The sequence below is a fragment of the Paenibacillus sp. Root444D2 genome (assembly GCF_001426375.1).
Taxonomy (GTDB): Bacteria; Bacillota; Bacilli; order Paenibacillales; family NBRC-103111; genus Paenibacillus_E.
Map to the genome: position 1 here is coordinate 1 of NZ_LMEO01000006.1, position 26,521 is coordinate 26,521.

Sequence of the window (26,521 nt, forward strand, 5' to 3'; positions counted from 1 at the left end):
CTCCACTTTTCCTTTTCTTCCAGTATACAACAAACCCAGTGCCTATGCGCCACTGGGTCTATTTTTACAGATTCTGTATTCGTTTTGCAGTGCTCTCCAATAAGCTCGTCTTTTTATTTATTGGGTATAGCTGACGTTTGCTACTCACGAGAACATGCTATTGTTGGGTTGTTCGTGTGAATCAATTATAAAGTATTTTCAGATTTAAGTATGAAGCTGAAACTGCTGCTTACTTTATACATTCATATTAGAAAATCTGCTGAAATACTTAAAGAAGTCGAAGCGTGTATCTCGTACAAAGTAATATAAAAAAACAAGCCGGAGCGCATGTTGGGCAGCGCTCTGGCTTGTTTTTATTTGTGAAGTTTCATCCTACTCATGAGTAGGATGAATTTACTCTTGCTAAAATTACTAATTAGAGATATATTATTAATTAAATAATTGATCATTTAATTAATAAAAAATTCAGTTTAAAGGGAGGGGAATACATTTGGCAAGACCAATCAATGAAGAAAAAAGACAGGAGCGGCGTAGTTGTATCCTAAAAGAAGCCGTTATCCTGTTCGCAGAAAATGGATATTCTAATACCACAACGGCTCTCATTGCGCAGAGTGTGGGAGTGACTGCTGGAACCATTTTTCAATATTTCCCAAGTAAAGAAGCCTTATTCTACGCCGCTGTCCTAGAGCCACTTGCTGATATTCAGGTGAAGTCGCTTGCTTGTCTAAAACAAGAGGGGACGCCGGGCGTATTAATTAAGAACATGGTAGAAGAACAATTCAATCATATCTATTGCTATACAAATGAATTGCGGCTTGTTCAATATGTCTTAGGACAACGGATAAGATTTCCTGAACTTACACAGATGGTCCTTGAAAGTACAAAAGTAATGACAGATACTATCGAATGCGTCTATGCGAAGGGACAGTTAATGGGAGAATTCAACAAAAACTTTTCACCAGCTATGATCTCTCGCGCCTATATCTCTTTCTTAAATGGGGTAGCCTTAACTCTTGGAGAAAGTATTATCCATCACCCCGAGTGGGGAAATTTGAAGGAGCATGCCTTATATTTGTTCTCACCCACACAACCTAAAGAAAAAGCGGGGGAATCTGAATGAGTCAAACATCATTACAACCAAATTTGACATTAAACGTTCGTTCGAAAAAACGGAGGAAAATTTTATTGATCCTAGGGATCGTGCTATTGCTTGTGATGGGTTTTGTATTTTTTATATCCTATAAAGTAATGGATACCTTGATGCATCATCCTAGAGACACTAATGTCAGCTACGACTTGAATATCGATAAGACTCCCTACGAAGAGGTTGAGTTCAAGAGCTTGAAAAATGATACTACGATTAGAGGTTCCTTCTTTCATGCAAATGGTCTTTCCAATAAGGCAAGTGATCAGACGATTATTGTCGTCCATGGATATACAAGCAATCGTTTAGTCAAAGGGCGGACCAAAAAGTTAGTAGAGCATTTCGTTCCGAAAGGCTATAATGTATTGGCATTTGACCTCAGTTCGCAAGGTAAATCCGATGGTAATTTGATTACACTTGGTCTCAATGAAAAATATGATTTGCTTGGAGCTGTAAGCTATTTAAAATCCAGAGACCATGCTGGTGATAACATTGGAGTTATTGGCTTTTCAATGGGTGCTGCTACTTCTTTGCTAGCCGCAAGTGAAAGTGATGACATCAAAGCTGTAATTGCAGATAGTCCTTTTCGTAATGCAGGTCTTTTTCTGAGAGAGGGTTTGCCCTTCTTTTCAGGTTTACCTTCTTTTCCATTTAGTTATACATCGATATGGGTGGGTAAATGGGTCATTAAGATTGATCTTGATTCCGTATCTCCTATTGATGCAGCAATGAAGATGAAAGACAAGCCAGTTATGCTAATTCATGGAACTGGAGATCAGCAAATTAGTTATAAAAATACAGAAGCAATTTTTGAGTCATTAAAAGATGACCCATATGCAGAAGCATGGTACCCGTATAATACGGAGCATATCGATGCCATCAATCATTACCCCACTGAATATTTCGAAAGAGTAGATCGCTTTATGGATAAGTATATAGGAAAAGAGTAGAAACGATATGAAAGCCGGTGTTCCTTATTGTAGGGAAAAACCGGCTTTTCTGCTGTCAATTGAAAAAATAATTTAGTAATTCGCTTAGAGTAATTTCATCATTTAGATAAGAGGATATAGCATCACTAGGCTAAAGGAGGAAGATGGAGTGTCAAATGTATTACAGAGTCATGCTGATTATCCGACGGTAAAGGTTCCTGATGGAGAAATAGCTTTAAGGGACGATCGAACTGGCTCTAAATGGAAGGTTACAACAGACATAGGTTTTTCTTTTTGTTGTAAGGTGTGCTATTCGTGTTGAATTTTTCTGTTTTAGGATTCTGGAATAATAGTAAAGGCAATAGTTCGAATTGGTGCATCCAGATCATTACTTTCGTTAGCAGTGTTATAGTATTTTATCACTAGGTCGTTTAATTCATTTTGAAACTTTTTAAAATTTTCATCATCAAGCTTTAATTCGACAAGTGAAAAAGTAGCACCATCATCTGAGCAACCTTGTTCTTCTAATTTGGTAAGATAGTTTTGATACTGAGTCATAAGCGATAATTGGTAATGCGAAATATAATTCAGCTTTTCCTTAATAGAAGACTTTTTCCACTCATCTGCACGAAGTTGGGCTTCTTCTTCATTTAACGTGTAGTATTTTTCGGAAATAGATCTCACTTTTTTTTCTTTCAAAATGCGGATAACTCCAGCATCTAACAAAACTTGTATATGTCTATATAGCGTTGCCTGAGGCACATCTTTAATGATTTTTACCATTTCAAGTGAAGTCAGTCCATTCTCTTTGTTTCTCATTAAAGCTTGAGAAATCTTCATTCTTACTGGGTGCAGGATAATTTCAGCTTTATTAACCATCTTTTTCTCCCCAATCATAAAAAGATCTCGTTATTATCTATAATGATAATATTATCATTGTAAATAACAATAAGTATTAAAACAATATTCTTTAAATAAAAAAATAAGTGTAACATTTTACTCCCATATGTTATCATTATCGATAATGATAACATAATGTTATTCATAATGACTTTAGAGGAGTGGTTGATTTGCAAATGCATTACGGGTGGAACGAATTAAAAGATATTGATTTCATGTCTTTGTTGCCAGTTATTTTACCGGTCTTAGCTGTAGGGATGGTTTTGATCCTAATAGCATTAATGGATTTATACAAGCACAGAAAAACGAGGAAAAATATTTTGCTGTGGAGTCTCATTATTATTTTTCTAAACACGTTTGGTCCGATTCTATACTTTGTTATTGGCAGAAAGGACCGTGAAAGAACATGAAATTAGAAGTCAAAAATGTTACTAAAACATATAAAGAAAAAAAGGCAGTAAATAACTTTTCAATGGTTCTGCAATCTGGAGAATGTGTGGGATTGATAGGGCCAAATGGGGCTGGTAAATCAACACTCATCAAAATTATTTCAGATATTATTAATCCTACAATGGGAGAAGTTTTGCTTAACGGAAAGAAAATTTCGCAAATGAAGAAAGAAATTGGCTACTTACCACAGTACCCTAACTTTTATCATTGGATGACTGCACAAGAAACTCTTGCTTTCATGGGGGAACTATCAGGATTAAGAAAAGAAGAATTAACAAAGGCGATCCCAGAAATATTATCGAAAGTAGGGTTAAGCGGGGAAGAGAATTCAAAAGTTGGAACATTTTCAGGTGGAATGAAACAGAGACTTGGTATTGCACAGGCGTTGTTGCACAAACCATCATTGATTGTAATGGATGAGCCGGTATCGGCATTAGACCCAATTGGTCGAAGAGAAGTACTGAATCTAATCGAAGAAATCAAGAGGGAGACGACGATTTTATTGTCTACGCATATATTAAGTGATGCAGAAGAAATATGTGAAAGATTTATTATCATCAAAAATGGGCAAAAAATTGAAGATACAACTATCTCCGACTTGTTAAACAGCAATAGCCAAAATAAAATAATTTTTGAAGTTACGTCTATCGATCAAGAATGGATGAAAGTTTTGAGAAATTTGAACTATGTAAAAGATGTAGAGGCAGTAGGAAATAAAATAAAAATACAAGTTGAAGATATAGGCTTGAATAAGAATAAGTTACTAAGAAGTGCTCTGGAACATCAGGTTGACCTCGTAAAGTTTGAAATCAATAACGATACATTAGAAGAGATATTCATGAAGTTGGTGGTGGAAAAATGAATCATTTTAATGTGCTAATGAAAAAAGAATTTGTTCAAATGGTACGTGAATTTAAAATTATTTGGCTGCCTCTAGTATTTATATTTTTAGGAATAACTCAACCCGTTTTTAGTCATTATTTACCTTCCATATTAAAATCACTCGGAGGAGCACAAGGTATCACAATTGATCCTAGTATGGCTGCTCAACAAGGTGGGGAAGTACTCGCAAGTACGTTAGCCTCTCAATTTGATCAGTTGGGAGTTATCATTATTGCAATTTCGATGATGGGGGTCTTACAGACAGATAAAGTTAACGGTATGTTAGCTTTTATTCTTACAAGACCGGTTACTGTAGTATCGTACATAGGTGGGAAAATAATTGCCAATTACATATTTGTTGCTTGTTCTGTTGCGTTAGGTTACTTGATTTCGTATGTGTATGTTAATTTGTTGTTTACAAATGTTAACTTTGTGGACGCGATAATTGCTTCGTTGTTTTATTTGTTATGGGTTCTGTTTATGGTATCTTTCACTACTATGATAAGTACTATTTTTAATAGCCAAGGTATTATTGCATTAATTTCAATAGTATTCCTACTGGGCTGTAGAATTGTACTAGGATTGAGTTCTTTTACAGATTTTTTGAATCCAGCAAGTATGAGTAAACAAGCCATGGAAGTATTAATTACAGGAGCAGTGAACCCCAGTGTAATATGGAATGTTTTAGTGGTACTAATATGGATTGTACTAACAATCATTGTAACGATCTTTTGGATTTCTGGTAAAAGATTTAATAATGAATAATGATACTCTTGCGAAGTTGATAGCAGCATAATCAAAAATTGCATGTTGAAACTTCGCTTTCAGTATAAATTGACGTGACATTTAGTAATATAGTAGAAATCAAATGAAATATGCAACATTGCAAGTAACCCCTCCGAACAAATCGGAGGGGTTTCGCCGTAGTCAGCCACCTCGCCCACATCATACACATATCCTTAACTTTCGATTTTCCAAGTCCTTATTCTGAAAAGCACCAACTCGGGGAACCGTTTGGTCAAGTTATACAAGAAATATTCGATGAGGATTGTCAAGGCTTTATAAGTTTGAAATAGCTTCCTGTGTTGTCCAAGTAGCACTGGCAAAAGCTTTGTAATTCGTAACGGCCGCTTGAAAATCCCTTTCACTTAGCGTTGCTGTAGCATCGTATACAACAGCCGTTTCAAACCCACTTTCGATTAAATGCCTCATATGGGACTCTACACAAATGTTTGAAAGTACTCCTGCAAGAATCGTCTTCTCTATTCTATGTTGCCGTAACTGGTATACCAAATCATTTGTTTGTGGGCTAGCAATTTTGTGTGGAGTTGAAACGACGGTTCTCCTATCAAAAATATAAGGTTTTAAAGAATGTACAAAATCAGCTCCTGGAGAAGGTGGTGTATAGTCATTTGCCTTTTGATACATTCGAAGACCTAATAACATGTTTTGTTCATTTCCAGTAAATTGCCAGCCATAATCATGAGGGTATAAATAATGCGGTGATATGAAAAGTTGGTATCCTTTATTTAAAGCAGTACTCATTAATATTTCGAGGTTTTGTATAGTGTTGTTTTGCTCAATATTATCTTTTGTTAGATGATAGCCTTTCCCCCCAGGACACATGAAATCATTTTGTGGGTCTGTGATTACAATAGCGGTATTATTGGGATGTGGTTTAAACACCAAAATACATTCCTCCCTCGCAGCTATAAACATTATTGGCATTTATATGTGTTTGCAGTTTGTTTTATGTCAGATTACTTGTAAAGCTATTCTATCGGGAAAGGATAATCCAATATAAGAGAAGTTTCATTGGGTTGAACCGATGGGGGGAAGTTACATAGAAATTGCCTTTTTTTGTATTGAATGCCTTGCAAGGCGTTTTTTCATTTCTATTGTAAAAGGCATATAATAATAACATTCCAAAAGTTAGGAAGGAAATGTAAAATGTCTAAACGGAAACCAAACTTACTTATAAACGAAAAATCCCCCTATTTGCTTCAGCACGCATACAATCCGATCAATTGGCACTCCTGGAATAGTGAAGCTTTTGAGATAGCAAAACTAGAGAATAAGCCCATATTTCTAAGTGTCGGATATAGTTGTTGTCATTGGTGCCATGTCATGGCACACGAGTCATTCGAAGACCAAATCGTTGCAGACATGCTGAATAAAGATTTCATCTCGATCAAAGTGGACCGCGAAGAACGCCCGGATGTCGACCATATCTATATGGCTGTTTGTCAGGCGATGACAGGGCAAGGGGGATGGCCTCTTACGGTATTTCTGACACCCGAGAAGAAGCCTTTCTTCGCAGGGACATATTTCCCACGCAGTCGGAAGTACAACCGCGCAGGGATGGTTGAGATTGTTGCGCAGATCGCAGATAAATGGAAAGAAGACCCTGACCGCATTCGCGAGGTTGGTGATCAAGTTATTCAAGAGACAACTAGTCGTTTACTAGAGCATCGTACAGGTGGCGAGGTGACGGAGGAAACGCTTCATGAAGCATTCCGGTTATATGACAAGATGTTTGATCCAGAACATGGCGGCTTTGGCAGCTCTCCGAAGTTTCCGACATCACACAATCTATCTTTCCTTCTGAGATACTATCAAAAAACGGGCAATGCACGTGCGCTTGAGATTGTGGAAAAAACGCTGGATTCCATGCATCGTGGAGGCATGTATGACCACATCGGATTCGGTTTTTCCCGCTATTCAGTGGATGAAAAATGGTTAGTGCCGCATTTTGAAAAGATGCTTTACGATAATGCTCTATTAATTATGACTTACATAGAAGCCTATCAAGTGACTGGAAAAGAGAAGTATGCAGAGGTCGCTGAGCAAATTATTACTTATGTACTTCGTGATATGACAGACGAGGGTGGAGCTTTCTATTCCGCAGAGGATGCTGACTCCGAAGGGGAAGAAGGCAAGTTCTATGTCTGGACGCCGGATGAAGTGGAGGATGTATTAGGGATTGAAGAAGGCGATTTATATTCCGAACTGTACGATATTACGGAGTCGGGCAATTTCGAGGGGCATAATATCCCGAATTTAATTGGAACGACGATGGAATCTTTTGCGAGGCGTAAGCAAATCCCATTGGATGAGCTGAAGCAGCGGATTGAGGCTGCCCGCGTTAAGCTGTTTGCGCATCGCGAGCAGCGCATCCATCCGGGCAAGGATGATAAGATTCTGACCGCGTGGAACGGTCTGATGATCGCTGCGCTGTCCAAGGCGGCACGAGCCTTGGACAAGCCTGCTTACGCGGAGGCAGCCGCGAAAGCCGCGGAGTTCCTCCTGCGCGAGCTGCGCCGCGAGGACGGGCGGTTGCTCGCCCGCTATCGCGATGGCGAAGCGGCTTTCCTCGGCTACGTGGACGACTACGCGTTCCTCGTTTGTGGCCTCATCGAGCTGTATGAAGCCACGTTCGAGCTGCGCTATCTTCGTGAAGCTGTCCAGCTGAACGCAGAGATGCTTCGTCTCTTCGGAGACGAAGAGAAGGGCGGGCTCTTCTTCTACGGCAGCGATGCCGAGCAGCTGCTCACCCGCCCCAAAGAGATCTACGACGGCGCGATGCCGTCGGGCAACGGTGCAGCCGCGCTGAACCTGCAGCGGCTGTCCAGACTGACCTACGACGCGAAGCTGTCGCAGGCAGCAGATGAGCAGCTCCAGGCATTCGCCGGAGCTGTCGCGTCCTACCCGCCGGGCCACGCGCTCACGCTGGCCGCGCTCGACTTCGCTTATGGCGCAGCCAGTGAAATCGTCATCGCCGGCGATCCGGCGAAGCCAGAGACGCAGCACATGCTGCGCACGGTGCAGCGGCAGTACCTGCCGAATGCGCTGCTGATTCTTCATCCGCCGGGAGCGGCGGGCGAAGAAGTCCGCAAGCTCATTCCGCTCGTGCAAGACAAGCTGCCGCTTGGAGGGCAGGCAACGGCCTACGTGTGCCAGAACTTTGCCTGCCAAGCGCCAACGCAGGATCTGGAGGAGCTTGAAAATCTCTCCTCGAAACACTGATAATAATTATCATTATTGGTTACAATGAGAATAAGGGCAAGGAAAAGAGAAGAGGCCCCCGACAGGGCCTCTTTTAACGCTCTGAATTTTCACCCTAGCACTAACGCTCTAAATCTTAGACTCAAACGTCTTACAATCCGTTTCCTCTGAATTACGTGCTTGGTCATTGCCGCGGTGACTCACGACATAAATCGAGCTCGCATTGCATTTGTTTTCGGTAGCCCAATATTTACAGGAATTCACTTCACAAAGAACATCTTTAGCCATGCCTCTTCACCTCCTCTATGAGATATAGGAATCTTTGTTCGGAGAACAAAGTCTCTCCTTATTTAGGGTGGGCGAAAGAGGCCTATTTTTATACATAGGCTGGAAGTGTTTATTATTCACCTTAGCAGTGACTGCCCACATATACATGGAGTAGCTACAAACTTCAAGGGGTTGAACCTATGGCTAAGGATGAACTGCAACAATGTGTCCGGTGTAAATTTGTCGCTGATAAAGAAGATAACTACTGCATTCGTTGTGGAGCGCCGCTGAAGAATAAGTGTACTAAGGAGAAAACCTTACTTCACAAAGGGTGTTATAAAGTTAACAAGCCGGACGCCAAATACTGTTCAGGCTGTGGAACTGAAACTATTTTTAGCGAATGGGGTCTTATCTGATCTGTATAAAAAAATACCATGCAGGTTTGAACTGTGACCCGAAAGAGGGACGCTTTGAAAAAGTTACCTCTCTCGGGTGTTTTTATGTTTATATCAATAAGGAAGCTGAGGATTACACGTGGGAAATTGTTGGATTAGGAGGGGAATAAGGTTTGAATGAATCCATCTTTTCGGTTGAATGAAGTTGTAGAAAGTGCAACAATTCTACCTAGATCCTGCCTTTTTCCCTTTGTTGTTGCATAAAGTACAACAATTGGGCCCTACACAGGCTATTTTGCAACAAATGGGCTCGAAATGTTGTACAAATGAGTCAATTTCATAATAAAGTCCGATTTTTCCAAGTATGGATTCGGGAGAAATGCAGTTGGATAAGAGCCTTTAGAGACTGCTATTTCTTCATTTCCAGCGTATTTTGTAAAAATAAGAGTCCGTAGAGGCTCTTATCCGTCAAGTAAAGTGTGAACTCGGGAGAAAAGCAATCGGATAAGAGCCTTTAGAGACTGGTATCTCTTCATTTTCACCGTATTATGTAAAAATAGAAGTCCCTAAAGACTCTTAACGTTTAAATGAAGTGTGGATTCGATAGAAATATCGTAGGATAAACCTTAAGGAGCAAAGTTCACTATTAAAGCACTATTTTCCCACAAGGCGCCATAAACATCGTACGAGCTATTGACATTCAAACCAATTACAGAATTCAGAAAGGGATTTATCCACTTAAATGCCCTGATTTCTAGTACTTAAAYGGAGAATAACATGAAATTCTTGGCACCCAATGGATATCTTGGGTAGGTGACTGTTTTTGAATGCGCTATAAATCCTTATGTAGCAAGGGTTTTGAATTACGAAATGAAATTCTTGGCACCCAATGGATATCTTGGGTAGGTGACTGTTTTTGAATGCGCTATAAATCCTTATGTAGCAAGGGTTTTGAATTACGAAATTGACTCCAAATTGCAACTTTAGCTTTCAAAATAGCCTTTGGGCATGTGAATTATTGTAGATAATACAACATGGGTATCAGTTATAGCCGATCTACCTTCACAATACTGCTGAACAACTCAAAAATCGAAGTTTTGGAGTTGTTCAGCAGTATTGTAGCCAGCATTCAAGCTAGCTGTGATTAAAGCTTACCAGGATGGCAGTACACCCTCTGAGCCCTTTGAACTCTTTATATCGAATTAACAATCGATATCAATGGACATAAAAAAGATGACTCCCGGCGAATAGTAAATACAGGAGCCATCTTTTATTTTTTTATTTATTCTGCAAAATCAATTTCCATAAGTCCGCTTGATCATATCCAAGCCGCCATGCTGCGACACCGGCGATGTCGTACTTTTTCGCCATGTCCAGACGAGCTTTGACCGTAGCCTCATCTTCTAACCAGAATACATAGGTGAAGCCATCCTCTTGGTACTCGATCCGATATTGTTCGAAGGTTTTGTCCCAGGTTTGTTTGGTTGATTTGGAAGCCAATAAAGCTGGGATGTCTTTCATCAACAGGGTTCGATTACTTTGCAAGGCACCGGCTGAATCCAGCTTCCATTCACGCACATAGTAAGGGATACCTAGAATGATTTTGTCCCGTGGAATGCCATAGGAAAGGAATTCTTGAATTCCGCCATCCGTCCAAGGAAGCCCGGCAACGGACCCCGCAGATGTACTGTCACGCCAGAATTGATCGTAGGCCATGATGACGACGTAATCAACCAGACTCCCCAGCTTCTCATGATCGAATGCAGAAAGATGGTTCCATTTGACACTCCCACGCGGCAGATCAATGGATACAACTAAGCTGTTCAAGTGAGCGTAGGAGGTCAATTTGGCTATGAAGGCTGTAAAAGCATTACGATCCGAACCAGCCAAGCTTTCAAAATCGACATTGATGCCTGGAACACCAAGCTGCACGGAGCGGTCAACTAAGGCTTTAACGAATTTGTCTTGGGCAGCACTATCCGCAAGAAATTGAGTCGTCAAGGTTGAGTTAAATTGGTTGCTGACTAACGGATACACGGTGTAACCATTCTTTTGGAGCCATTTGACCGTATCAGCATTGGATTGATCCTTCAAATTACCGGCTGCATCCGATAGCTCGAAATAGCTCGGAGAATCAACATCAAGTCCGACCGTATTGTTCACATGCGCTTTAATCGCATCACCACCGGCCATGCCGTTCCAACCCCATACCTGCAGCTTTTTGAAGTTATCCCAAAGGAAGCGGTGATCGAGCGTTTGAACAGAAGAATTACTATACTGCACACTGTAATTTAATGCTTCGGGAATCGTCTTGAATTCGCCAATAAGCGCTGTATTCTGAAACACTTGATAAGAGGCGTAGTTGTTCCAAATTTTGCGGCCATCCATGAAGATGGAGCTGTGTCCCCATAGACGAGCGTAGTCTGCTGCTTCATTCAAGGAAGCAAAGTCCTGCAAAAACGTGTCGTTCTGAAATACTTTATAAACTTTAAGATTGCTATACACGGTTTTTTTCGTATTTTTATTAACTACGGTTGAATTTCCCCATTTGAGAGCTTCATTAATGGCGTCCTCTAAGGATGCAAATTCCCAATTGTCTGCCGAAAATGTACCTTGATACACTTTGTATGTAAGTTCGCCAGTGCGGAGCACTTTCTTATCCTCATTAGAAATATTGTCCCAAATCCACTTATTACTGTTTAAATCAATAATATGGGCGCCGCCCCACTTCTTCGCTTCGGCAACGGCTTCGTTCAGTGTTAGAAACTTCCATGAATCCTGCGTGATCTCATTTTGGTAGACTTGGAAATTAGGATAGTTGTTCCACACCCAACCGGAGGATTGCAGGTCCCGAACACTTGCGTTGGTCCATTTTTTGGCTTCAGCGATGGCCGCGTCCAGTGAGGCAAATTGCCACTCAGGCAGTGATACATCCAACTGAAACACCTGGTAGCGAGGGAAATTGTTCCACAGCCATTTGCGAGTGCTTATTTCTTCTACATGACTATTCGTAAAGCCTTTTGCAAATGCTTCTGCTTGCCCATAAGCCGCAAATTCCATGAGGACATGATTGTACTGATAGACGCGGTATTTCGTTGTTTTGTCCGGACTAGATTGAACCGCACCTGCTGCATGAACAGCATTTGGTACGCTCATTGATAATAACAGGGTGCCTGTGAGCATCCATTTCCCGATTTTCATCCATCACGCCTCTTTCTAGTAAACTACTTAATTGGACGTAGGATATGCTAGTTTGGTTGCGCTGGAAAATGTATGAAAGTTAGCGTTCCTTTGTTGATGTTGGACGATGACACAACTTTCGAGTAACATGAGAAGTAATTAGACATTAACCTGATCACAACAAGGTGAGGGGAACGATTCATGAAGCCGTATCCGGAGGCATATATCGATTATTTACTTTATTTCCATGCACAACGGGATTATTTTGAATGCCATGAAGTGATGGAGGAGTTCTGGAAAGAGCATCCAGGGGATGTACGCAGCAGAACCTATGTGGCTCTTATTCAAATTGCAGTAGGTATGTATCATATTCGTAGAGGCAACCGCAATGGTGCTGTGAAAATGCTGCAAAGTGCAGGAAGGAATGCGGAAGCTCCTCATGTCCTTTCTTTAGGGTTAAACCCTGATAAGCTTCAAGAGCTCATTTACCAGGTTTGGTCTTCTATAGAGCTAGATGAATTTCTATATGAGGATATTAATTTACCTATTACTGACCCGGACCTTATAGATTTCTGCTTAAAAGAGTGTGACAGAAGAGGGCTGATATGGCAGGCACCAAGCCTGATGGAAGATGAACAGCTCATTCAAAAACATACGCGGAGAGATCGTTCAGAGGTAATCAATGAAAGAGCAAGGCAGCAGCAGATCCGCAAGGAAAAGGGTGGCGCTAGATGAGTTCGGAAGGCAAAGTTCTAGTTGTAGATGACGAACCGAATATTGCTGAAGTCGTCAGACTGTATTTGGAGCACTCCAACTATGAGGCGATTATATTGCCGCGAGGGCAGGAAGTGCTTCGTACGATAATAAACGAGAAACCAAACTTGGTTCTACTGGATATCATGCTGCCAGATATATCCGGCTACGAGTTATGTGAGCAAATTCGCAAAATGGAGGCCCCTTTTCATCAAACGCCAATCATTTTCCTCACGGCAAAAGGGGAGTCCATCGATAAGCTGAGAGGGTTTAATCTAGGGGTTGACGATTATTTGGTCAAGCCTTTCGACCCGAATGAGCTCATTGCCCGTATTAAGGCCGTTCTGCGCCGCACGATTCAAGTGCCTATGGAACTATCTCAAACCCAGAATTCATCCCGCAAATGGCTGGAGATCGGCAATATTGTTATTGATCTTGAGCAGTATCGGGTCACGGTCGGCGGGAAACGGGTTGAACTTACACCGAAGGAGATTGAGCTGTTGTATTTCCTAACCAGTCATCCAAGCCGTGTATTTACACGAGAGGATCTACTCGGTTATGTGTGGAATTTTGATTTTACAGGCGGTACGCGTACGGTTGATGCCCATGTGAAAAACTTGCGTAAAAAGCTAGGACAGCATGACATGTGGTGCATCCAGACCCTATGGGGAATTGGCTACTCCTTTGAGGTGGTTCAGCATGTTTAAACGTTGGCTGGCGGGAAAGAGCAACAGCTTGTATTTGAAAATTTTCCTGTCTTTTCTTGCGACTTGTGTGCTATTTTTTGCTGGTCTTTTCCTGTTCTGGAACTACTATTTCACAGATTTATTTTATAAAGATAAGATCGAGCTGATGGAGAAACGTAATGTGGAAGTCACTCGCTTAATGAATTCATTACAGGATGGAACGATCTCAACCCGAGAGCTGAAATATACGGTACGTATTTTGGCTAGAAGCATTAATGGACAAGTCTGGCTTGTTGACGACAAGGGCAACATTCTGAATGGCTCCTCGGATAGTGAAGGGAGGGCGATTCCTAAGCAGATGGATACGCTCTTTATCGATGGACTTCACGGTCATACCGGCTATGGCATGGTTGGTTTACCGACACCTGATGGACGAACCATAAATCTGTTTACGTATCACGCCCCGTATCAACTAAACGGACAACCTATGGTCATCATTCTTCATTTTCCGGCTGGAGATATCAGTGAAGCCATTTCTGCAGTTCGCGTTAACATTCTGGTTCCCCTATTATTTTCACTGGTAGCTGTTGGTTTCATTCTGTTTATCATTTCTCGCAAACTCGCAGGTCCGCTTCAACAGATGAATCGAGCCGCACTTGAGCTCGCGCATGGTGATTTCACTACACGGGTTCCGGTAACTTCACAGGATGAGGTAGGGCAGCTTGCTGCTAGCTTCAACTTCATGGTCGAACAGCTGGAGGAATGGGAAGGAACGAGGCAGGAGTTTTTGACGAATGTATCCCATGAGCTTCGTTCCCCGTTAACGACACTTCGCGGTTTTATTGTGGCCATGAATGATAAGGTCATTCCGGAAGAGAAATATTCGCATTACCTGCGTATCTGTGATCAAGAAGTTCAACGGCTGCAGCGCCTCGTGACCGATCTATTAGATTTGGCACAAATTCAAAATGGGGTCGATGTGTTCCGGCTTAGACCTGTATCCATCGCAGAAACGCTTGAAGAATCGTTGGAGCTGCTGAAAGCACCGATTGCAACGAAGGAAATAAACTTTCACCTTATTCTTCCTGAGCCGGCAAAGGTGCCTTCTCGGGTTCACTTAGATCCTGATCGTTTTGCTCAAATTGTACAAAATTTAATCTATAATTCGTTGAAATTCACACAAAAGGGCGGAACGATAACGGTAGCGCTAGAAGAGCAGGAGCAAGAGGTCCATATGTATGTTCGTGACACCGGGGAAGGGATGACAGATGCCGAGTTAGAACGTATTTGGGATCGTTTCTACAAAGCAGACGAAGCAAGAACTTCGCGGTCAGACATTAAGACAGGAACGGGTCTTGGACTTACGATTGTGAAGCATTTGGTTACTGGTATGAATGGAACGATACATGTTCGCAGCCGGGTAGGCGAAGGTACCGAATTTCGTGTTACTTTTCCTCGCATTTCGTAGATAATTCACAATAATTTTACATCTAAAGCAAACTTAATTCATCATTATTTCGTATCCTGTTCCTGTTGGACAGGATTTTTTGTTTTGGAGGTGTATATAAGGTGAAATACACACGGAAAATGGTGCTGCGTTTAACGCTCATTTCCTTCCTGCTAAGTGGTTGCAGCGGGCACATGCCTTTGCTTGATAGCACTTCTGCATTGGTATCGCCTTCTCCATCATCTGGGAAAACTCCGCAGGAAGCCCTCCCCGCTGAAGATGTCCAAAACCTTAGAGAGATGCAGCTCGTTATGCTTTTTCAGGGATTAATTCGAATGGATCGGCTTGCCTCTCTAACGATTACGGCCAAGCAGGCTGAGTCTATTCTGCCTTTTGTTCGCAAAAGTATGGATGAAGGAAGCATTTCTGAGTCCGAACAGAAACAAGTCATCAATGGCTTATCTCTTTCACAGCGAACATTTCTGGATGAACAATCCAAGCAAATGAAGAAGCGCATAGCGGAGCGGATGGACAATCTGGGTGAAGAGGTATCCTCGGAAGAACGGGAAAAGCGAGTCAATGCGTTTATTCAAAAAAGAAAGGCGGAGCGCCAAGTTGAAGCAGGTATGACGGACCGTGGGAACGGTGAATTTCAGCTTTTCGACCAAAGAAATGTGGGAATAAGTGTAGAACAGCAGCTAATGGAACTTCTTACGTCCAAACATGATTAAATGTAAGCGGCAAGCGATGTAGGAACACTTTTAGGCTTACATGGCAAGTGTTGGTTGAGCAAAAAAGTTAAGCATATGCTTTCGAAGCCAGTTTTCTGGCGTAAATTCTAAGGGGGTTAGTCTCTTCATGAAATGGTATCGCAGTAAGTGGTTCATTGTGATTGTCGCAGTAAGCGTTTGTGCAGGTGGTTCGTATGCTTACTTCGGTGGGAAAGGGAAGAAAGCAAGAGCTGCTGCCGTTAAAGAGGTGACGGTCGATGCCAAAAAAGGGAATATCCGCTTCTCCGTTTCCGGAACGGCACAGTTCGAGCCCAAAGATACACAAACGATCTCATCGACAGAAAATGCGAATATTAAGTCAATTAATTTAACACGAAACCAAGCGGTTAAAGCTGGAGATGTGCTAATTGAACTAACGAGTACAAGTTTGGAAAGCGATTTGCAAGATGCCCAGCTGACTTATGAACAGCTTGAGAAAGATCTGAATGCCTTACAACAACAGCAAGGATTAATGAGTGTTAAAGCACCTATCTCCGGTAAACTTACATACGCGAATAACATCGATTTAGGGTCTACGATCAATAAATCGACCAAAATTGCCACGATTGGTGATCTAAGTACATTAACCGTAACGCTTCCTTTCTTTGTGGAAGATGCTTCGCAGCTTCATAAGGGAGATCCGGTGGATATTACGTTAGATGGATTTATGATCACGAAAACAGGAACAATTCAAACTATTTCCAAAGATCCAAAATCGGATGGAAAAGGCGGTAAACTGATTGACGTTGAAGTTGCTGTCCCGAATGACAACTCCATGGATGCAGGAACGAACGTATCAGGTTCGGTTACTATCGGTGGGCGAACTGTCGATTCACAAGGCAAGAGTGCTTTGCAGTACTTGAAGGTAACGACGATTATGGCTGGTACGACTGGGAGTGTATCCGCATTGCCATTCAAAACAGGGAACATGGTACATCAAGGCGATACGATCGCAACCTTCGTGAATGATACGCTGGGCGATGATATTCTGGAGAAACAGTCTGCTCTTGAACGGCAGAAGCTTAAAGTGGACTCGGCTAAGGATAAGGTGGATTCCCTCAAAATTGTTGCTCCCTTTGACGGCGTATTTTCAACCGACTTTGTGAATAAGAAAAATGATATTTTGAGTAATTTCAGGGTCGGCAGTAAGGTAACCAACGGTACGCAGTTCGGAGCTGTCGCTAGTTTAGCGAAAATGCAGCTGCCAGTGCAAGTGGATGAGCTGGATTTACCTAATATTAAGACGGGGATGAAAGCTGAAATCAAGGTTGATTCTTACCCTGGACGTATATTCCCGGCTGAAGTGACGCAAATCTCTTCTGTAGGAACGACGACGAATGGTGTAACCTTCTATGATGTGGTCCTAGCTGCTGAAAATAAAGACAATATGTTGAAATATGGGATGACAGCAACTGGCGAAATTTTAATTCAAGATAAAAAAGACGTTATTTATTTACCGCCAGAAGCGCTGCAATCACAAAAAGGGAAGCGTGTTGTTTCTCTGAAGAAAGCCGATGGTACGGTGGATAATGAACACGAGGTAAAAATTGGAATTCGGTCCAAAACGCAAATCGAAATCACCGAAGGTCTTAAAGAAGGTGATAAAGTTGTTCTGCCTGTCGTGAAGAGGCAGCAGAATTTAAGCCAAGATGAAATTAATCGTTTGAGACAGCAGTTCCAGCAAAACGGTGGCGCTGGAGGCGCTGGTGGCTTTGGTGGCGGTGCAGGATTCCAAGGCGGAGCTGGTGGAGCAGGTGCAGGCGGTAACGGTGGTGCTGGGGGTAATACGGGAGCTGTTCGGATTAACGGCGGTGGCGGTACAAGATAATGCGGCCGGGAAAGGAGTTATTGCGGTATGAATATCATTGAACTGAAAGAGATTACCAAAACATATAAACGCGGGGAAGAAGATCTTCATGTTCTGCGCAGCATATCGCTTTCCGTTGCCGAGGGGGATTTTGTCGCCATTATCGGACCGAGTGGATCAGGGAAATCGACACTCATGAACACGATTGGCTTATTGGATGTGCCAACGACAGGCAGTTATACGCTGGATGGCGTTGTGACCGAGAATATGGGTGATAATGCACTTGCTGAACTGCGAAACCAGAAGATCGGCTTCATTTTCCAACAATTTAATTTATTGCCTCGATTGTCAGCTATGGAAAATGTAGAGCTTCCGATGATCTATGCTGGCATACCAAGGAAGGAACGGCGAGAGCGGGCTAACAATATGTTGAAGATGCTCGGGATGGGGGAGCGTGGTCATCATAAGCCGAGTGAGCTATCAGGCGGGCAGCAGCAGCGTGTGGCCATCGCGCGGGCGCTTGCGATATCACCTTCGCTCATCTTAGCGGATGAACCAACAGGTGCGCTGGACTCCAGAACGGGTGAAGAAGTATTAGAGTTAATCCTTCAGCTGAATGCACAAGGAAATACCATCGTATTGATTACGCATGATCATCACATTGCCGACAATGCCAAACGTGTCGTTTCCCTTAAGGATGGCGTCATTATTGATGACTACAGGAATAACATTCAGATGGTTGCACAACATGAGGTGAGCGTATGAAGCTAAGTGAACTCATTCGAATGTCGCTTCGTACGATCATATCCAGTCCGCTGCGAACATTTTTAACCATGCTGGGCGTCATTATTGGAGTAAGCTCAGTCGTAACCTTAGTATCGATAGGTCAAGGCACATCAGAACAAATCGCCAAGCAATACGAGAACATGGGGACGAATCTGCTTGTTGTCACCGCGACCGGTAATGGACGTGCAACGCAATTGAATTATGATGAGCTGATGAATTTCGAGAATTTTCCGGAGTTCCAGTCGATTGCGCCAACGATAACGAAGAACGGATCCAACATTAAATATGATCGAACGCAGGAGAAGTACAACGTTATTGGAACGAACGATCGCTATTTTAACATAATTAAAGCAAGTATTGACAAGGGGCGTAATCTCGCTCCAGCTGATCTGGAGTTTCGCTCGAATGTCGTAATACTGGGTAGTGAAGTGGCTAAAACGTTCTTTGGTCAGTTAAACCCTGTAGGTGAAGATATCAATATCGACGGAGTCGTGTTCAATGTTATTGGAACTCTGAAAGAGAAGGGCTCTAACATCGGCGGGGCTTCTGTCGACAGTGCAGTGATTATGCCTTTGGAAACAGCAAGACGACAATTCAAGCTGGGGCAAATTCGCACAACCTACGTTGAAGCGCCTACGAAGGATGATATTTATACCGCTCAAGAGACAATGAAGCAGTATTTGACGTACAAGTTCAAAAGCGATACAGGCTTCATTTTAACGAACCAAGATGAATTGCTTAAAGCACGGACTGAAGCAACGAATACGCTTACGAATCAATTAGTGGCTGTTGCGTTAATCTCCCTACTCGTCGGCGGCATCGGAATCATGAATATTATGTTGGTTACGGTGAGTGAACGAACGCGTGAAATTGGGATTCGCAAATCGATTGGCGCCAAGCGCAGAAATATTTTGCTGCAATTTCTCGTGGAAGCCGTCGTCATCAGCGGTATGGGCGGAATGATTGGACTTGCGCTTGGAATCGGATTATCCTATGCGCTGCCTTATTTTAGCCCCAAGCAAACAACCAGTTTATCTTTTGATATTAGTTTGTATGCCTTTTTATTTTCCGTACTTGTCGGTGTTATTTTTGGCTTATATCCGGCGAACAAAGCGTCCAAATTGCGACCAATTGACGCGTTGCGGTCAGATTGATTTGAGACATGCAAGATTATGCTAACGAACGAAAACTCAAGACTATGCTTACGATGCCAGTTTTACTAAAGCAAAACTCAGTAGATGCTTACGAAGTAAGTTTTCTACGAAAACTCAAGATTATGCTTACGATGCCAGTTTTACTAACGCAAAACTCAGTAGATGCTTACGAAGTAAGTTTTCTACGAAAACTCTAAGGAGGACTACCTGTGAAACAACAACAAAAGATGAAACGCTTGCTCAGTCGTTCGGCTATCATGCTAACCGCAGCAAGCTTCCTAACATTCCCCTTTGCAACATCGGCTTTTGCTGGGAAAGAAGGCGTGTTTCTCAGTGATTCCGTCTACTTTACATTGGACAAAGTTACCTTGTCTGCGGGGGCTGAGGATGGCTCACTTCGCTTCTCATTAGGCCTGAACAATAACAGCAGCTCTCCGGTTGATTTCAATAATTATGGGGTCAAAATCATAGATACGAATGGAGTGTCTTATACGGCGAAGCTAAGTGAGAAAGTAACGGCGCGTGTGAAAGCGGGAGAAACCGGCACGTTCAAATTCACTTCTGAAATTCCTTCGAATTTGACTCCATCCCAGTTAAAGGTCGATATTTTCGAATGGAATTATAACGCGATGGAAGATATTGGTGCTTTGTCCGTAGAGTCTGCTTTGGCGGAGTCGGGTCAATCCGTGCTTCAACAAGCGGTTCTAAATTTGAAGGAACTGGACTCCACACTTGCTGATGATGCGTTAGTAACAGCCCAATTAGGCAAAAGCTATAAAGTATACAAAGACGGGGCATGGATGGTGTATACCGACTTACTGCTTGAAAATCTAAGTAGTTCAACTCTCAAGCTACCAGATGGACTTGAATACAATTTCCAGGACAATAAAGGGCTGACATACAGTGCCCAGTTTGCCAAAGTAGAAGGGCAATCCTTGCTTCCTCAGCAGCCTGTTAAAGCCACCTTACAAGCTGCGGTTCCAGCAGCGCTTGAGACCAAGGATTTGGCATTGATATTCTCTCCAAAAGGAAAGGTGAAGACAACCGTTTTGGGTTCACTGAATGTTGCGAAGTCATTTTCAATTGGTAAAATCGGTGACAAGACGGAGTATCCAAATCTGGATGTTAACGGCCTAGCGATCTCAACTTCTTGGGCAGCGGCAAGTAAGCAATCGGATGGATTGCATTTACAAGCCAACGTGACCTTAACGAATCAAAGTGATGGAATTGTGACCATACCTGCCTTATTGGCTGAGTTCCAAGCCCTTCGAGGAAGTGTAGCTGTTGCCTCTAGTGATAACGCCGTACGTACGTCGTATTTAGCACCGAATGAGTCTACGACATTCCGTTTCTCTGGCATTTTGCCTGCAGGGCTGAACACAGATGCACTGCAATTGGTTGTGCTTGAGAAGCAAGCGGTTGCTTCTACGACAACACAGCCTAGTACAGGAACCGGCAATACGGACGCAAGCAGCAGCAAGCAAGCGGCAACTTTACCGGTTTCGGTAACTACGCTTGCCGGAGCAGGAAATGGTGGAGAGGTCTCCTCTTACGCAGCCGCACAAGATTACACCCTAGGCACACCATTTAAGCTTACGGCAAGTAATCTCATTGATTCGAATGTCGATGTATCCCTTGTGGAGTTTGGGATGAGTGAGAATTCGGACTTCGGGTTTAAGACGGTTGTTGCGAAGTATAAGCTGACGAATAAAGGGACAACGTCTTTGACCGTTCCGGATTTCCAAACGGATTTGACAAGCGCTGAAGGCTACACATACTCTGGTGTTCGTCAGTCAGCTGTAGCGAAAACCATCGCACCCAATACTAGCTATGTGTTGAGTTATTCTTACATGCTGCCTGCCAGCGAGAAAGCTGATCAGCTTGCACTTAATGTTTATGATGCCAATCGCCTAGCGGTTGGGTCATACAAAACTTCCATTCAACCAATTCCAAGTACAGGCGCTATCTCCTTGTACCCTTATACCATCGACTTGAAGGATTACTCTGTGAGCGCTACATATAGCAAAGATTCATCTTATGCTTACAGGTTACGTTTGGATTTGGACGTGAAGAGGCAGGAGCAGGTGATTACGGATGCGAACTTCTCAACACTTGCTTTTGAAGTTGTGGACTCGGAAGGGCGACTATTAAGCTCCAAATCGATGACCTTCACTGGGCAGCAGAAGATCATGTCTGGCGTGCAATTTATTGATTTCGGTAATATCAAATCCGAACAATTGAGTTCGGATGTCAGCATCAACGTGTATGAAGTGGTTGCAACGCCTAACGGCGACGCTAAACGCTTAGTGAAAACGATAAAAATGTAACAAGGCAAGGTAAGTGCAAAGGCGCTTCCCCCGCTAAGGGGGAGAGCGCCTTTTTTGTAAGATAAGAATTTATATGTTTTGGGTGACAGAGAGGCAACCCTTTAATATCAGGTGAGATAAGGCCTGATATCCGTGCTGTGTGTGGCTTTTAACGATGTTTTACATCGTTGCAGATGTCTCAGCCGTGGTTGTCTCGCGCTGTAACGATGATTTTCAGCGTTGCAGATGAAAACAGTGCTGGCTCCCGCGCTGCATGCAACTTATAACGATGTTTTACATCGTAGCAGATGTCTCAGCCGTGGCTGTCTCGCGCTGTAACGGTGATTTTCAGCGTTGCAGATGAAAACAGTGCTGTCTCCCGCGCTGCGTGTGCTTGTAACGATGTTTTACATCGTTGCAGATGTCTGAGACGTGGCTGTCTCGCGCTGTAACGATGATTTTCAGCGTTGCAGATGTCTGAGACGTGGTTGTCTCGCGCTGCAACGATGATTTTCATATTTGCAGATGAAAACAGTGCTGTCTCCCGCGCTGCGTGCAACTTGTAACGATGTTTTACATCGTTACAGATGTCTCAGCCGAGGCTGTCTCGCGCTGTAACGATGTTTTACATCGTTACAGATGTCTTAGCCGAGGCTGTCTCGCGCTGTAACGATGTTTTACATCGTTGCAGATTTCTCAGTCGTGGCTGTCTCGCGCTGAAACGAAGATTTACATCGTTGCAGATGAAAACAGTGCTGGCTCCCGCGCCGCGTGCAACTTGTAACGATGTTTTACATCGTTGCAGATGAAAACAGCGCTGGCTCCGCGCTGCGTGCAACTTGTAACGATGTTTTACATCGTTACAGATGTCTCAGCCGTGGCTGTCTCGCGCTGTATCGATGATTTTCATCGTTGAAGATGAAAACAGTGCTGGCTCCCGCGCTGCATGCAACTTATAACGATGTTTTACATCGTAGCAGATGTCTCAGCCGTGGCTGTCTCGCGCTGTAACGATGATTTTCAGCGTTGCAGATGAAAACAGTGCTGGCTACCGCGCCGCGTGCAACTTGTAACGATGTTTTACATCGTTGCAGATGTCTCAGCCGTGGCTGTCTCGCGCTGCAACGATGATTTTCAGCGTTGAGATGAAAACAGTGCTGGCTCCCGCGCTGCATGGTACTTGTAACGATGTTTTACATCGTTGCAGATGTCTCAGCCGTGGCTGTCTCGCGCTGTAACGTTGATATTCAGAGTTGCAGATGAAAACAGTGCTGGTTCCCACGCTGCGTGCAACTTGTAACGATGTTTTACATCGTTACAAGTTGCACGCAGTAGTTGGGAGGGGCTGTTAAACGAAGGACCTGGCTAATGTCCAGGGTTATCTTGACATTGATTTACGTAGAAGTTGGTGTGTGTGTGTGTGTTGGCACAAGGCTAGAAGCCATAGAAAAAGAAGCCTTCAACTCCACGTTAAAGTGGATTGAAAGGCTTCTTATTTGTATATTTTTAGGCTAGCTCATTCCACTTTTTGAGATACGGAACCATTTGCTTCATAACCAGCTTCAAGCAAATCGAGTCGACCTGACTCGGGATCCATGATGAGGCCGTGAACCGGTAAATTTTTTGGAAGCAAGGGATGATTTCGAATGATGTTAACGCTTTTCTCAATGCCTTCGCGCACATGATTAAAGCCTGTTAACCAGCGAGACAAGTCGATGCCTGAATGTCCCAGTGTCTCAATGACATCATCGGAGATGCCTCTGTTTTTCGCTTTCTCAATCACACTCTCTGAGTTTAATCCCGTCATACCGCAATCGTAATGTCCAATAACGAATATTTCATCCGCTTCCAACTGGTAGACAGCGACGATAATACTCCGCATAACACTCCCGAAGGGATGTGAGACAATCGCTCCGGCATTCTTAATGATTTTGGCGTCACCATTTTGAAGATTCATGGCTTTGGGCAGCAGTTCGACCAGCCGCGTATCCATACAGGTAAGAACGACCATCCGTTTGTCTGGGAATTTCGTAGTCAGAAACTCTTGATACTGCTTCGTTTCTACAAATTCCTTATTATAGTTCAAGATTTCGTTAATCAAAGACATGGTTTCCCTCCAGGTAAGTTGATGTGCTGCTTGTCTATATTCTTCGCAGCTTTATCTTTTGTCGACTAAGCTCATACCCGCATTATAAATTTGATTATTACTCTTAAGTATATAGGATTTATTTCCTTCATGGTAGTCGATTTTCATGTTTTCTTCAAAAAAGATTTCATCCTTAGCTTTATAAATGAGCTTGAAAGTCTCGGTTTCAGCGGTAAGATCATCATCATTTGCTTGGGAAACCAGCCAAAGGGTAGGCACTCCGTTTACGGAACAGCCGCAGTCTTCTGTATCAAAAACTAGCTTTAAGATAGCTTCATTCTGGTCAGAAGTAAATGGTGTCAATCTATGAATAGCTGTATCGGTAAACGTGATTTTCATAAGAGTCATCTCCTTCAAGTGTTTGCACAGTTAGGTTTCTTACCTAAGCTTGTCATTATTCTATCATACCCCAGCATAAATTTGATTCTGAGTAGGGGACGAAGTATGATAAAATAAGAAACTTTTGGGAGGAGATTAGAGCATGAGTGTGCAAGCAGCCCCAGCAAAGCTGGAATCTTTCAAGGCCTATGTCCGCAAAATGAAGCAGTACGAGGAGGCCATCGCCTTAATTTATTGGGATATGCGTACCGGCGCTCCAAAAAAAGGAATAGAAACTCGTTCTGAAGTCGTCGGAGAGCTGTCCACCGAAGTTTTCCGTATGTCTACATCCGATGAGATGGGAAGTTATTTGGACTTTTTCATGCAGCCTTCTGAATTAGAGAAGCTAGATGCCATTTCCAAAAAAATGGTCGTAGAATGTAAAAAAGAATATGATCGCAGTAAAAAAATACCGGCCGAGAAATATCAAGCCTATGTCGTCCTTACCTCGCAAGCAGAATCCGCTTGGGAAGATGCGAAGCATAACTCCGATTGGGCTTCGTTCCAGCCATATCTGGAGAAAATCGTTGCTACTACTCAAGAATTTATTGAGCTGTGGGGCTACGAAGGCAATAAATACAACACCTTACTGGATATGTATGAACCGGGAATGACAGTTGAGAAATTAGACGAAGTTTTCGGTGCGCTGCGTGAAAAAGCGGTTCCCTTACTTCAGCGTATTCAAGCTTCAGCCAATCAGCCTAGTCGATCCTTTTTGGATCAACAATTTGAAATTAGCAAGCAGAAGAAGTTCTCACTTTCCATTTTGAAGCAAATGCAGTATGACTTTGAAGCGGGCCGATTAGATGAAACGGTGCATCCATTCGCAACAGCACTGAACCCAGGCGATGTTCGGATCACAACACGCTATTTGCCGAATGATATCACATCCGCTTTGTTTGGAACAATTCATGAGGGTGGACATGCGCTGTATGAGCAAAACATTTCCAAAGATTTAGTTGGTACGAATCTGTGCACGGGGACATCGATGGGTATTCACGAGTCACAGTCCCGCTTCTGGGAAAATGTGATCGGACGCAGTAAAGCATTCTGGGATCGCTACTATGGCGAGCTGCAAACGACGTTCAGCGGACAAATTGATGATGTAGATGTGGATTCCTTCTATCGTGCTATAAACCATATCGAGCCGTCATTAATTCGTATAGAAGCTGATGAATTGACTTACAACTTACATATTATGATTCGCTATGAGCTGGAAAAAGGGTTATTCAACGGTACGATTGCCGTAGCTGATTTGCCTAAAGCTTGGAATACCAAATACGAAGAGTATTTGGGCGTGGTTCCAGCGAATGACGGCGAGGGTGTACTGCAGGATGTCCACTGGTCTGGTGGCGCATTTGGTTATTTTCCGTCCTATGCACTCGGTAATATGTACGCGGCGCAATTTACGCATACCCTTCGCAAAGAGCTCCCGAATTTCGACAGCTTGATTGCCGAAGGCAATCTGGTACCGATCAAGGAATGGCTAACAGATAAAGTTTACCAGCATGGCAAGCTTTTGACGCCGAATGAAATCATTCGCCAAGTGACTGGTGAAGATTTGAATCCCGACTATCTTGTCCAATACTTGGAAGAGAAGTACCAAACGGTTTACGGTATTTAAAGTGATTAAAGCAGCATCTTGAGGCAGGAATATTGCCTTGGGCTGCTGTTTTTTTTGCCAATAATTAGATAAATATGGATTTTCTCTTATCCGGATAGGTTTTATAATGAAATTGAGAGAAGTGTAACAAGTGAAAAGTAATATCCTGAAGAACGAAGTAGTTTCTTATCTGGGGTGGGTTTGAGGGGGCAGCTTCAAATTAGGAAGTGTACATGATCATTTAGTTCCAGTTTATACCGGGAAGTTATATAACATACAACAATTCGCACCGGTTTCTTCTCACGAAGCAGGAATTGTTGCATTTTCTGCAACAATTCAAGCCGTATTCTTTCCAAGTGGATCCTTTTGAAAGAAATTGTTGTATTTTTTACATCATTCGTAGGAATTAAGCTGTTTTGCTTGGCTAAAGTTGCACATTAGAGTCAATTTCATAATTCAAACCTCTTGCTACATAAGGACTTATAGCGCATTCAAAAACAGTCACCTACCCAAGGCATCCATTAGGTGCCAAG

Annotated in this window: 22 protein-coding genes; 16 read left to right on the forward strand and 6 right to left on the reverse strand. The window is 42.9% G+C overall.

Features of this window, described 5'->3' with window-relative positions:
- Positions 1-490: 490 nt before the first annotated feature.
- Together ASD40_RS05355 and ASD40_RS05360 are read left to right on the forward strand one after the other, a co-directional pair.
- On the forward strand, positions 491-1,120 hold the full coding sequence (locus ASD40_RS05355) for a TetR/AcrR family transcriptional regulator (RefSeq protein ID WP_057302312.1): 630 nt from the start codon (positions 491-493) through the stop codon (positions 1,118-1,120).
- Positions 1,117-2,094, forward strand: a complete 978-nt coding sequence (locus ASD40_RS05360) for an alpha/beta hydrolase (protein WP_057302313.1) — start codon at positions 1,117-1,119, stop codon at positions 2,092-2,094. The genes ASD40_RS05355 and ASD40_RS05360 overlap by 4 nt, the downstream gene beginning before the upstream one ends.
- 312 nt (positions 2,095-2,406) lie before the next feature.
- On the opposite strand, the gene ASD40_RS05365 is transcribed toward ASD40_RS05360, so the two are convergent.
- Entirely contained in the window at positions 2,407-2,952 is a 546-nt protein-coding gene (locus ASD40_RS05365) for a helix-turn-helix domain-containing protein (protein WP_057302434.1), read from the reverse strand.
- 191 nt (positions 2,953-3,143) lie between these two features.
- On the opposite strand from ASD40_RS05365, the gene ASD40_RS05370 reads away from it, so the two are divergent.
- From ASD40_RS05370 to ASD40_RS05380, 3 genes are read left to right on the forward strand one after another with little or no spacing between them, the layout of a single operon-like run.
- On the forward strand, positions 3,144-3,383 hold the full coding sequence (locus ASD40_RS05370; protein WP_057302314.1) for a PLD nuclease N-terminal domain-containing protein: 240 nt from the start codon (positions 3,144-3,146) through the stop codon (positions 3,381-3,383).
- Positions 3,380-4,285 carry an ABC transporter ATP-binding protein gene (locus ASD40_RS05375; protein ID WP_057302315.1) on the forward strand — a complete coding sequence of 302 codons (906 nt, stop codon included), beginning with the start codon at positions 3,380-3,382 and terminating at the stop codon, positions 4,283-4,285. The genes ASD40_RS05370 and ASD40_RS05375 overlap by 4 nt, the downstream gene beginning before the upstream one ends.
- Positions 4,282-5,070 carry an ABC transporter permease gene (locus tag ASD40_RS05380; RefSeq protein ID WP_057302316.1) on the forward strand — a complete coding sequence of 263 codons (789 nt, stop codon included), beginning with the start codon at positions 4,282-4,284 and terminating at the stop codon, positions 5,068-5,070. The genes ASD40_RS05375 and ASD40_RS05380 overlap by 4 nt, the downstream gene beginning before the upstream one ends.
- Before the next feature lie 294 nt (positions 5,071-5,364).
- On the opposite strand, the gene ASD40_RS05385 is transcribed toward ASD40_RS05380, so the two are convergent.
- On the reverse strand, positions 5,365-5,991 hold the full coding sequence (locus ASD40_RS05385) for a cysteine hydrolase (RefSeq protein WP_235549182.1): 627 nt from the start codon (positions 5,989-5,991) through the stop codon (positions 5,365-5,367).
- Positions 5,992-6,255: 264 nt separating this feature from the next.
- Here ASD40_RS05385 and ASD40_RS05390 point away from each other — a divergent pair, with 264 nt between their 5' ends.
- Positions 6,256-8,331 carry a thioredoxin domain-containing protein gene (locus ASD40_RS05390; RefSeq protein WP_057302318.1) on the forward strand — a complete coding sequence of 692 codons (2,076 nt, stop codon included), beginning with the start codon at positions 6,256-6,258 and terminating at the stop codon, positions 8,329-8,331.
- 108 nt (positions 8,332-8,439) lie between these two features.
- Here the strand turns inward: ASD40_RS05390 and ASD40_RS36265 are convergent, their stop codons facing one another.
- Positions 8,440-8,598 carry a DUF1540 domain-containing protein gene (locus ASD40_RS36265; protein ID WP_082562085.1) on the reverse strand — a complete coding sequence of 53 codons (159 nt, stop codon included), beginning with the start codon at positions 8,596-8,598 and terminating at the stop codon, positions 8,440-8,442.
- Positions 8,599-8,777: 179 nt separating this feature from the next.
- Between ASD40_RS36265 and ASD40_RS05395 the strand changes: the two genes are divergently transcribed.
- Complete coding sequence (locus tag ASD40_RS05395) at positions 8,778-8,993, forward strand: hypothetical protein (RefSeq protein WP_057302319.1); 216 nt, start codon at positions 8,778-8,780, stop codon at positions 8,991-8,993.
- 1,257 nt (positions 8,994-10,250) lie between these two features.
- Here ASD40_RS05395 and ASD40_RS05400 read toward each other — a convergent pair.
- Complete coding sequence (locus ASD40_RS05400) at positions 10,251-12,173, reverse strand: glycosyl hydrolase family 18 protein (protein ID WP_057302320.1); 1,923 nt, start codon at positions 12,171-12,173, stop codon at positions 10,251-10,253.
- Between the two features lie 180 nt (positions 12,174-12,353).
- Here ASD40_RS05400 and ASD40_RS05405 point away from each other — a divergent pair, with 180 nt between their 5' ends.
- The 8 genes from ASD40_RS05405 to ASD40_RS05440 all read left to right on the forward strand — a co-directional run bounded on the left by ASD40_RS05405 (position 12,354) and on the right by ASD40_RS05440 (position 21,882).
- The gene (locus ASD40_RS05405; RefSeq protein WP_057302321.1) at positions 12,354-12,887 is read left to right on the forward strand and encodes a DUF309 domain-containing protein; all 534 of its coding nucleotides are present in this window, start codon (positions 12,354-12,356) and stop codon (positions 12,885-12,887) included.
- Positions 12,884-13,612, forward strand: coding sequence for a response regulator transcription factor (locus tag ASD40_RS05410; RefSeq protein WP_047676932.1), 729 nt, complete (start codon positions 12,884-12,886; stop codon positions 13,610-13,612). Before ASD40_RS05405 ends, ASD40_RS05410 begins: the two co-directional genes overlap by 4 nt.
- The gene (locus ASD40_RS05415) at positions 13,605-15,059 is read left to right on the forward strand and encodes a sensor histidine kinase (RefSeq protein WP_057302322.1); all 1,455 of its coding nucleotides are present in this window, start codon (positions 13,605-13,607) and stop codon (positions 15,057-15,059) included. Before ASD40_RS05410 ends, ASD40_RS05415 begins: the two co-directional genes overlap by 8 nt.
- A gap of 101 nt (positions 15,060-15,160) precedes the next feature.
- Positions 15,161-15,769, forward strand: a complete 609-nt coding sequence (locus ASD40_RS05420; protein ID WP_057302323.1) for a hypothetical protein — start codon at positions 15,161-15,163, stop codon at positions 15,767-15,769.
- 127 nt (positions 15,770-15,896) lie between these two features.
- Positions 15,897-17,636, forward strand: coding sequence for an efflux RND transporter periplasmic adaptor subunit (locus tag ASD40_RS05425; RefSeq protein WP_057302324.1), 1,740 nt, complete (start codon positions 15,897-15,899; stop codon positions 17,634-17,636).
- Positions 17,637-17,663: 27 nt separating this feature from the next.
- Complete coding sequence (locus tag ASD40_RS05430; protein WP_057302325.1) at positions 17,664-18,380, forward strand: ABC transporter ATP-binding protein; 717 nt, start codon at positions 17,664-17,666, stop codon at positions 18,378-18,380.
- A complete protein-coding gene (locus ASD40_RS05435) occupies positions 18,377-19,555 on the forward strand; it encodes an ABC transporter permease (protein WP_057302326.1) in 1,179 nt (392 codons plus the stop codon). Before ASD40_RS05430 ends, ASD40_RS05435 begins: the two co-directional genes overlap by 4 nt.
- A gap of 209 nt (positions 19,556-19,764) precedes the next feature.
- Positions 19,765-21,882, forward strand: coding sequence for a hypothetical protein (locus tag ASD40_RS05440; RefSeq protein ID WP_057302327.1), 2,118 nt, complete (start codon positions 19,765-19,767; stop codon positions 21,880-21,882).
- A gap of 1,495 nt (positions 21,883-23,377) precedes the next feature.
- Here the strand turns inward: ASD40_RS05440 and ASD40_RS05445 are convergent.
- The gene (locus ASD40_RS05445) at positions 23,378-23,968 is read right to left on the reverse strand and encodes a beta-class carbonic anhydrase (protein ID WP_057302328.1); all 591 of its coding nucleotides are present in this window, start codon (positions 23,966-23,968) and stop codon (positions 23,378-23,380) included.
- A 51-nt stretch (positions 23,969-24,019) separates the two neighbouring features.
- Entirely contained in the window at positions 24,020-24,346 is a 327-nt protein-coding gene (locus ASD40_RS05450; RefSeq protein ID WP_057302329.1) for an iron-sulfur cluster biosynthesis family protein, read from the reverse strand.
- A gap of 142 nt (positions 24,347-24,488) precedes the next feature.
- On the opposite strand from ASD40_RS05450, the gene ASD40_RS05455 reads away from it, so the two are divergent.
- Positions 24,489-26,009 (forward strand): carboxypeptidase M32, encoded by a 1,521-nt coding sequence (locus ASD40_RS05455; protein WP_057302330.1) that lies wholly within the window; start codon positions 24,489-24,491, stop codon positions 26,007-26,009.
- Positions 26,010-26,521: the final 512 nt, after the last annotated feature.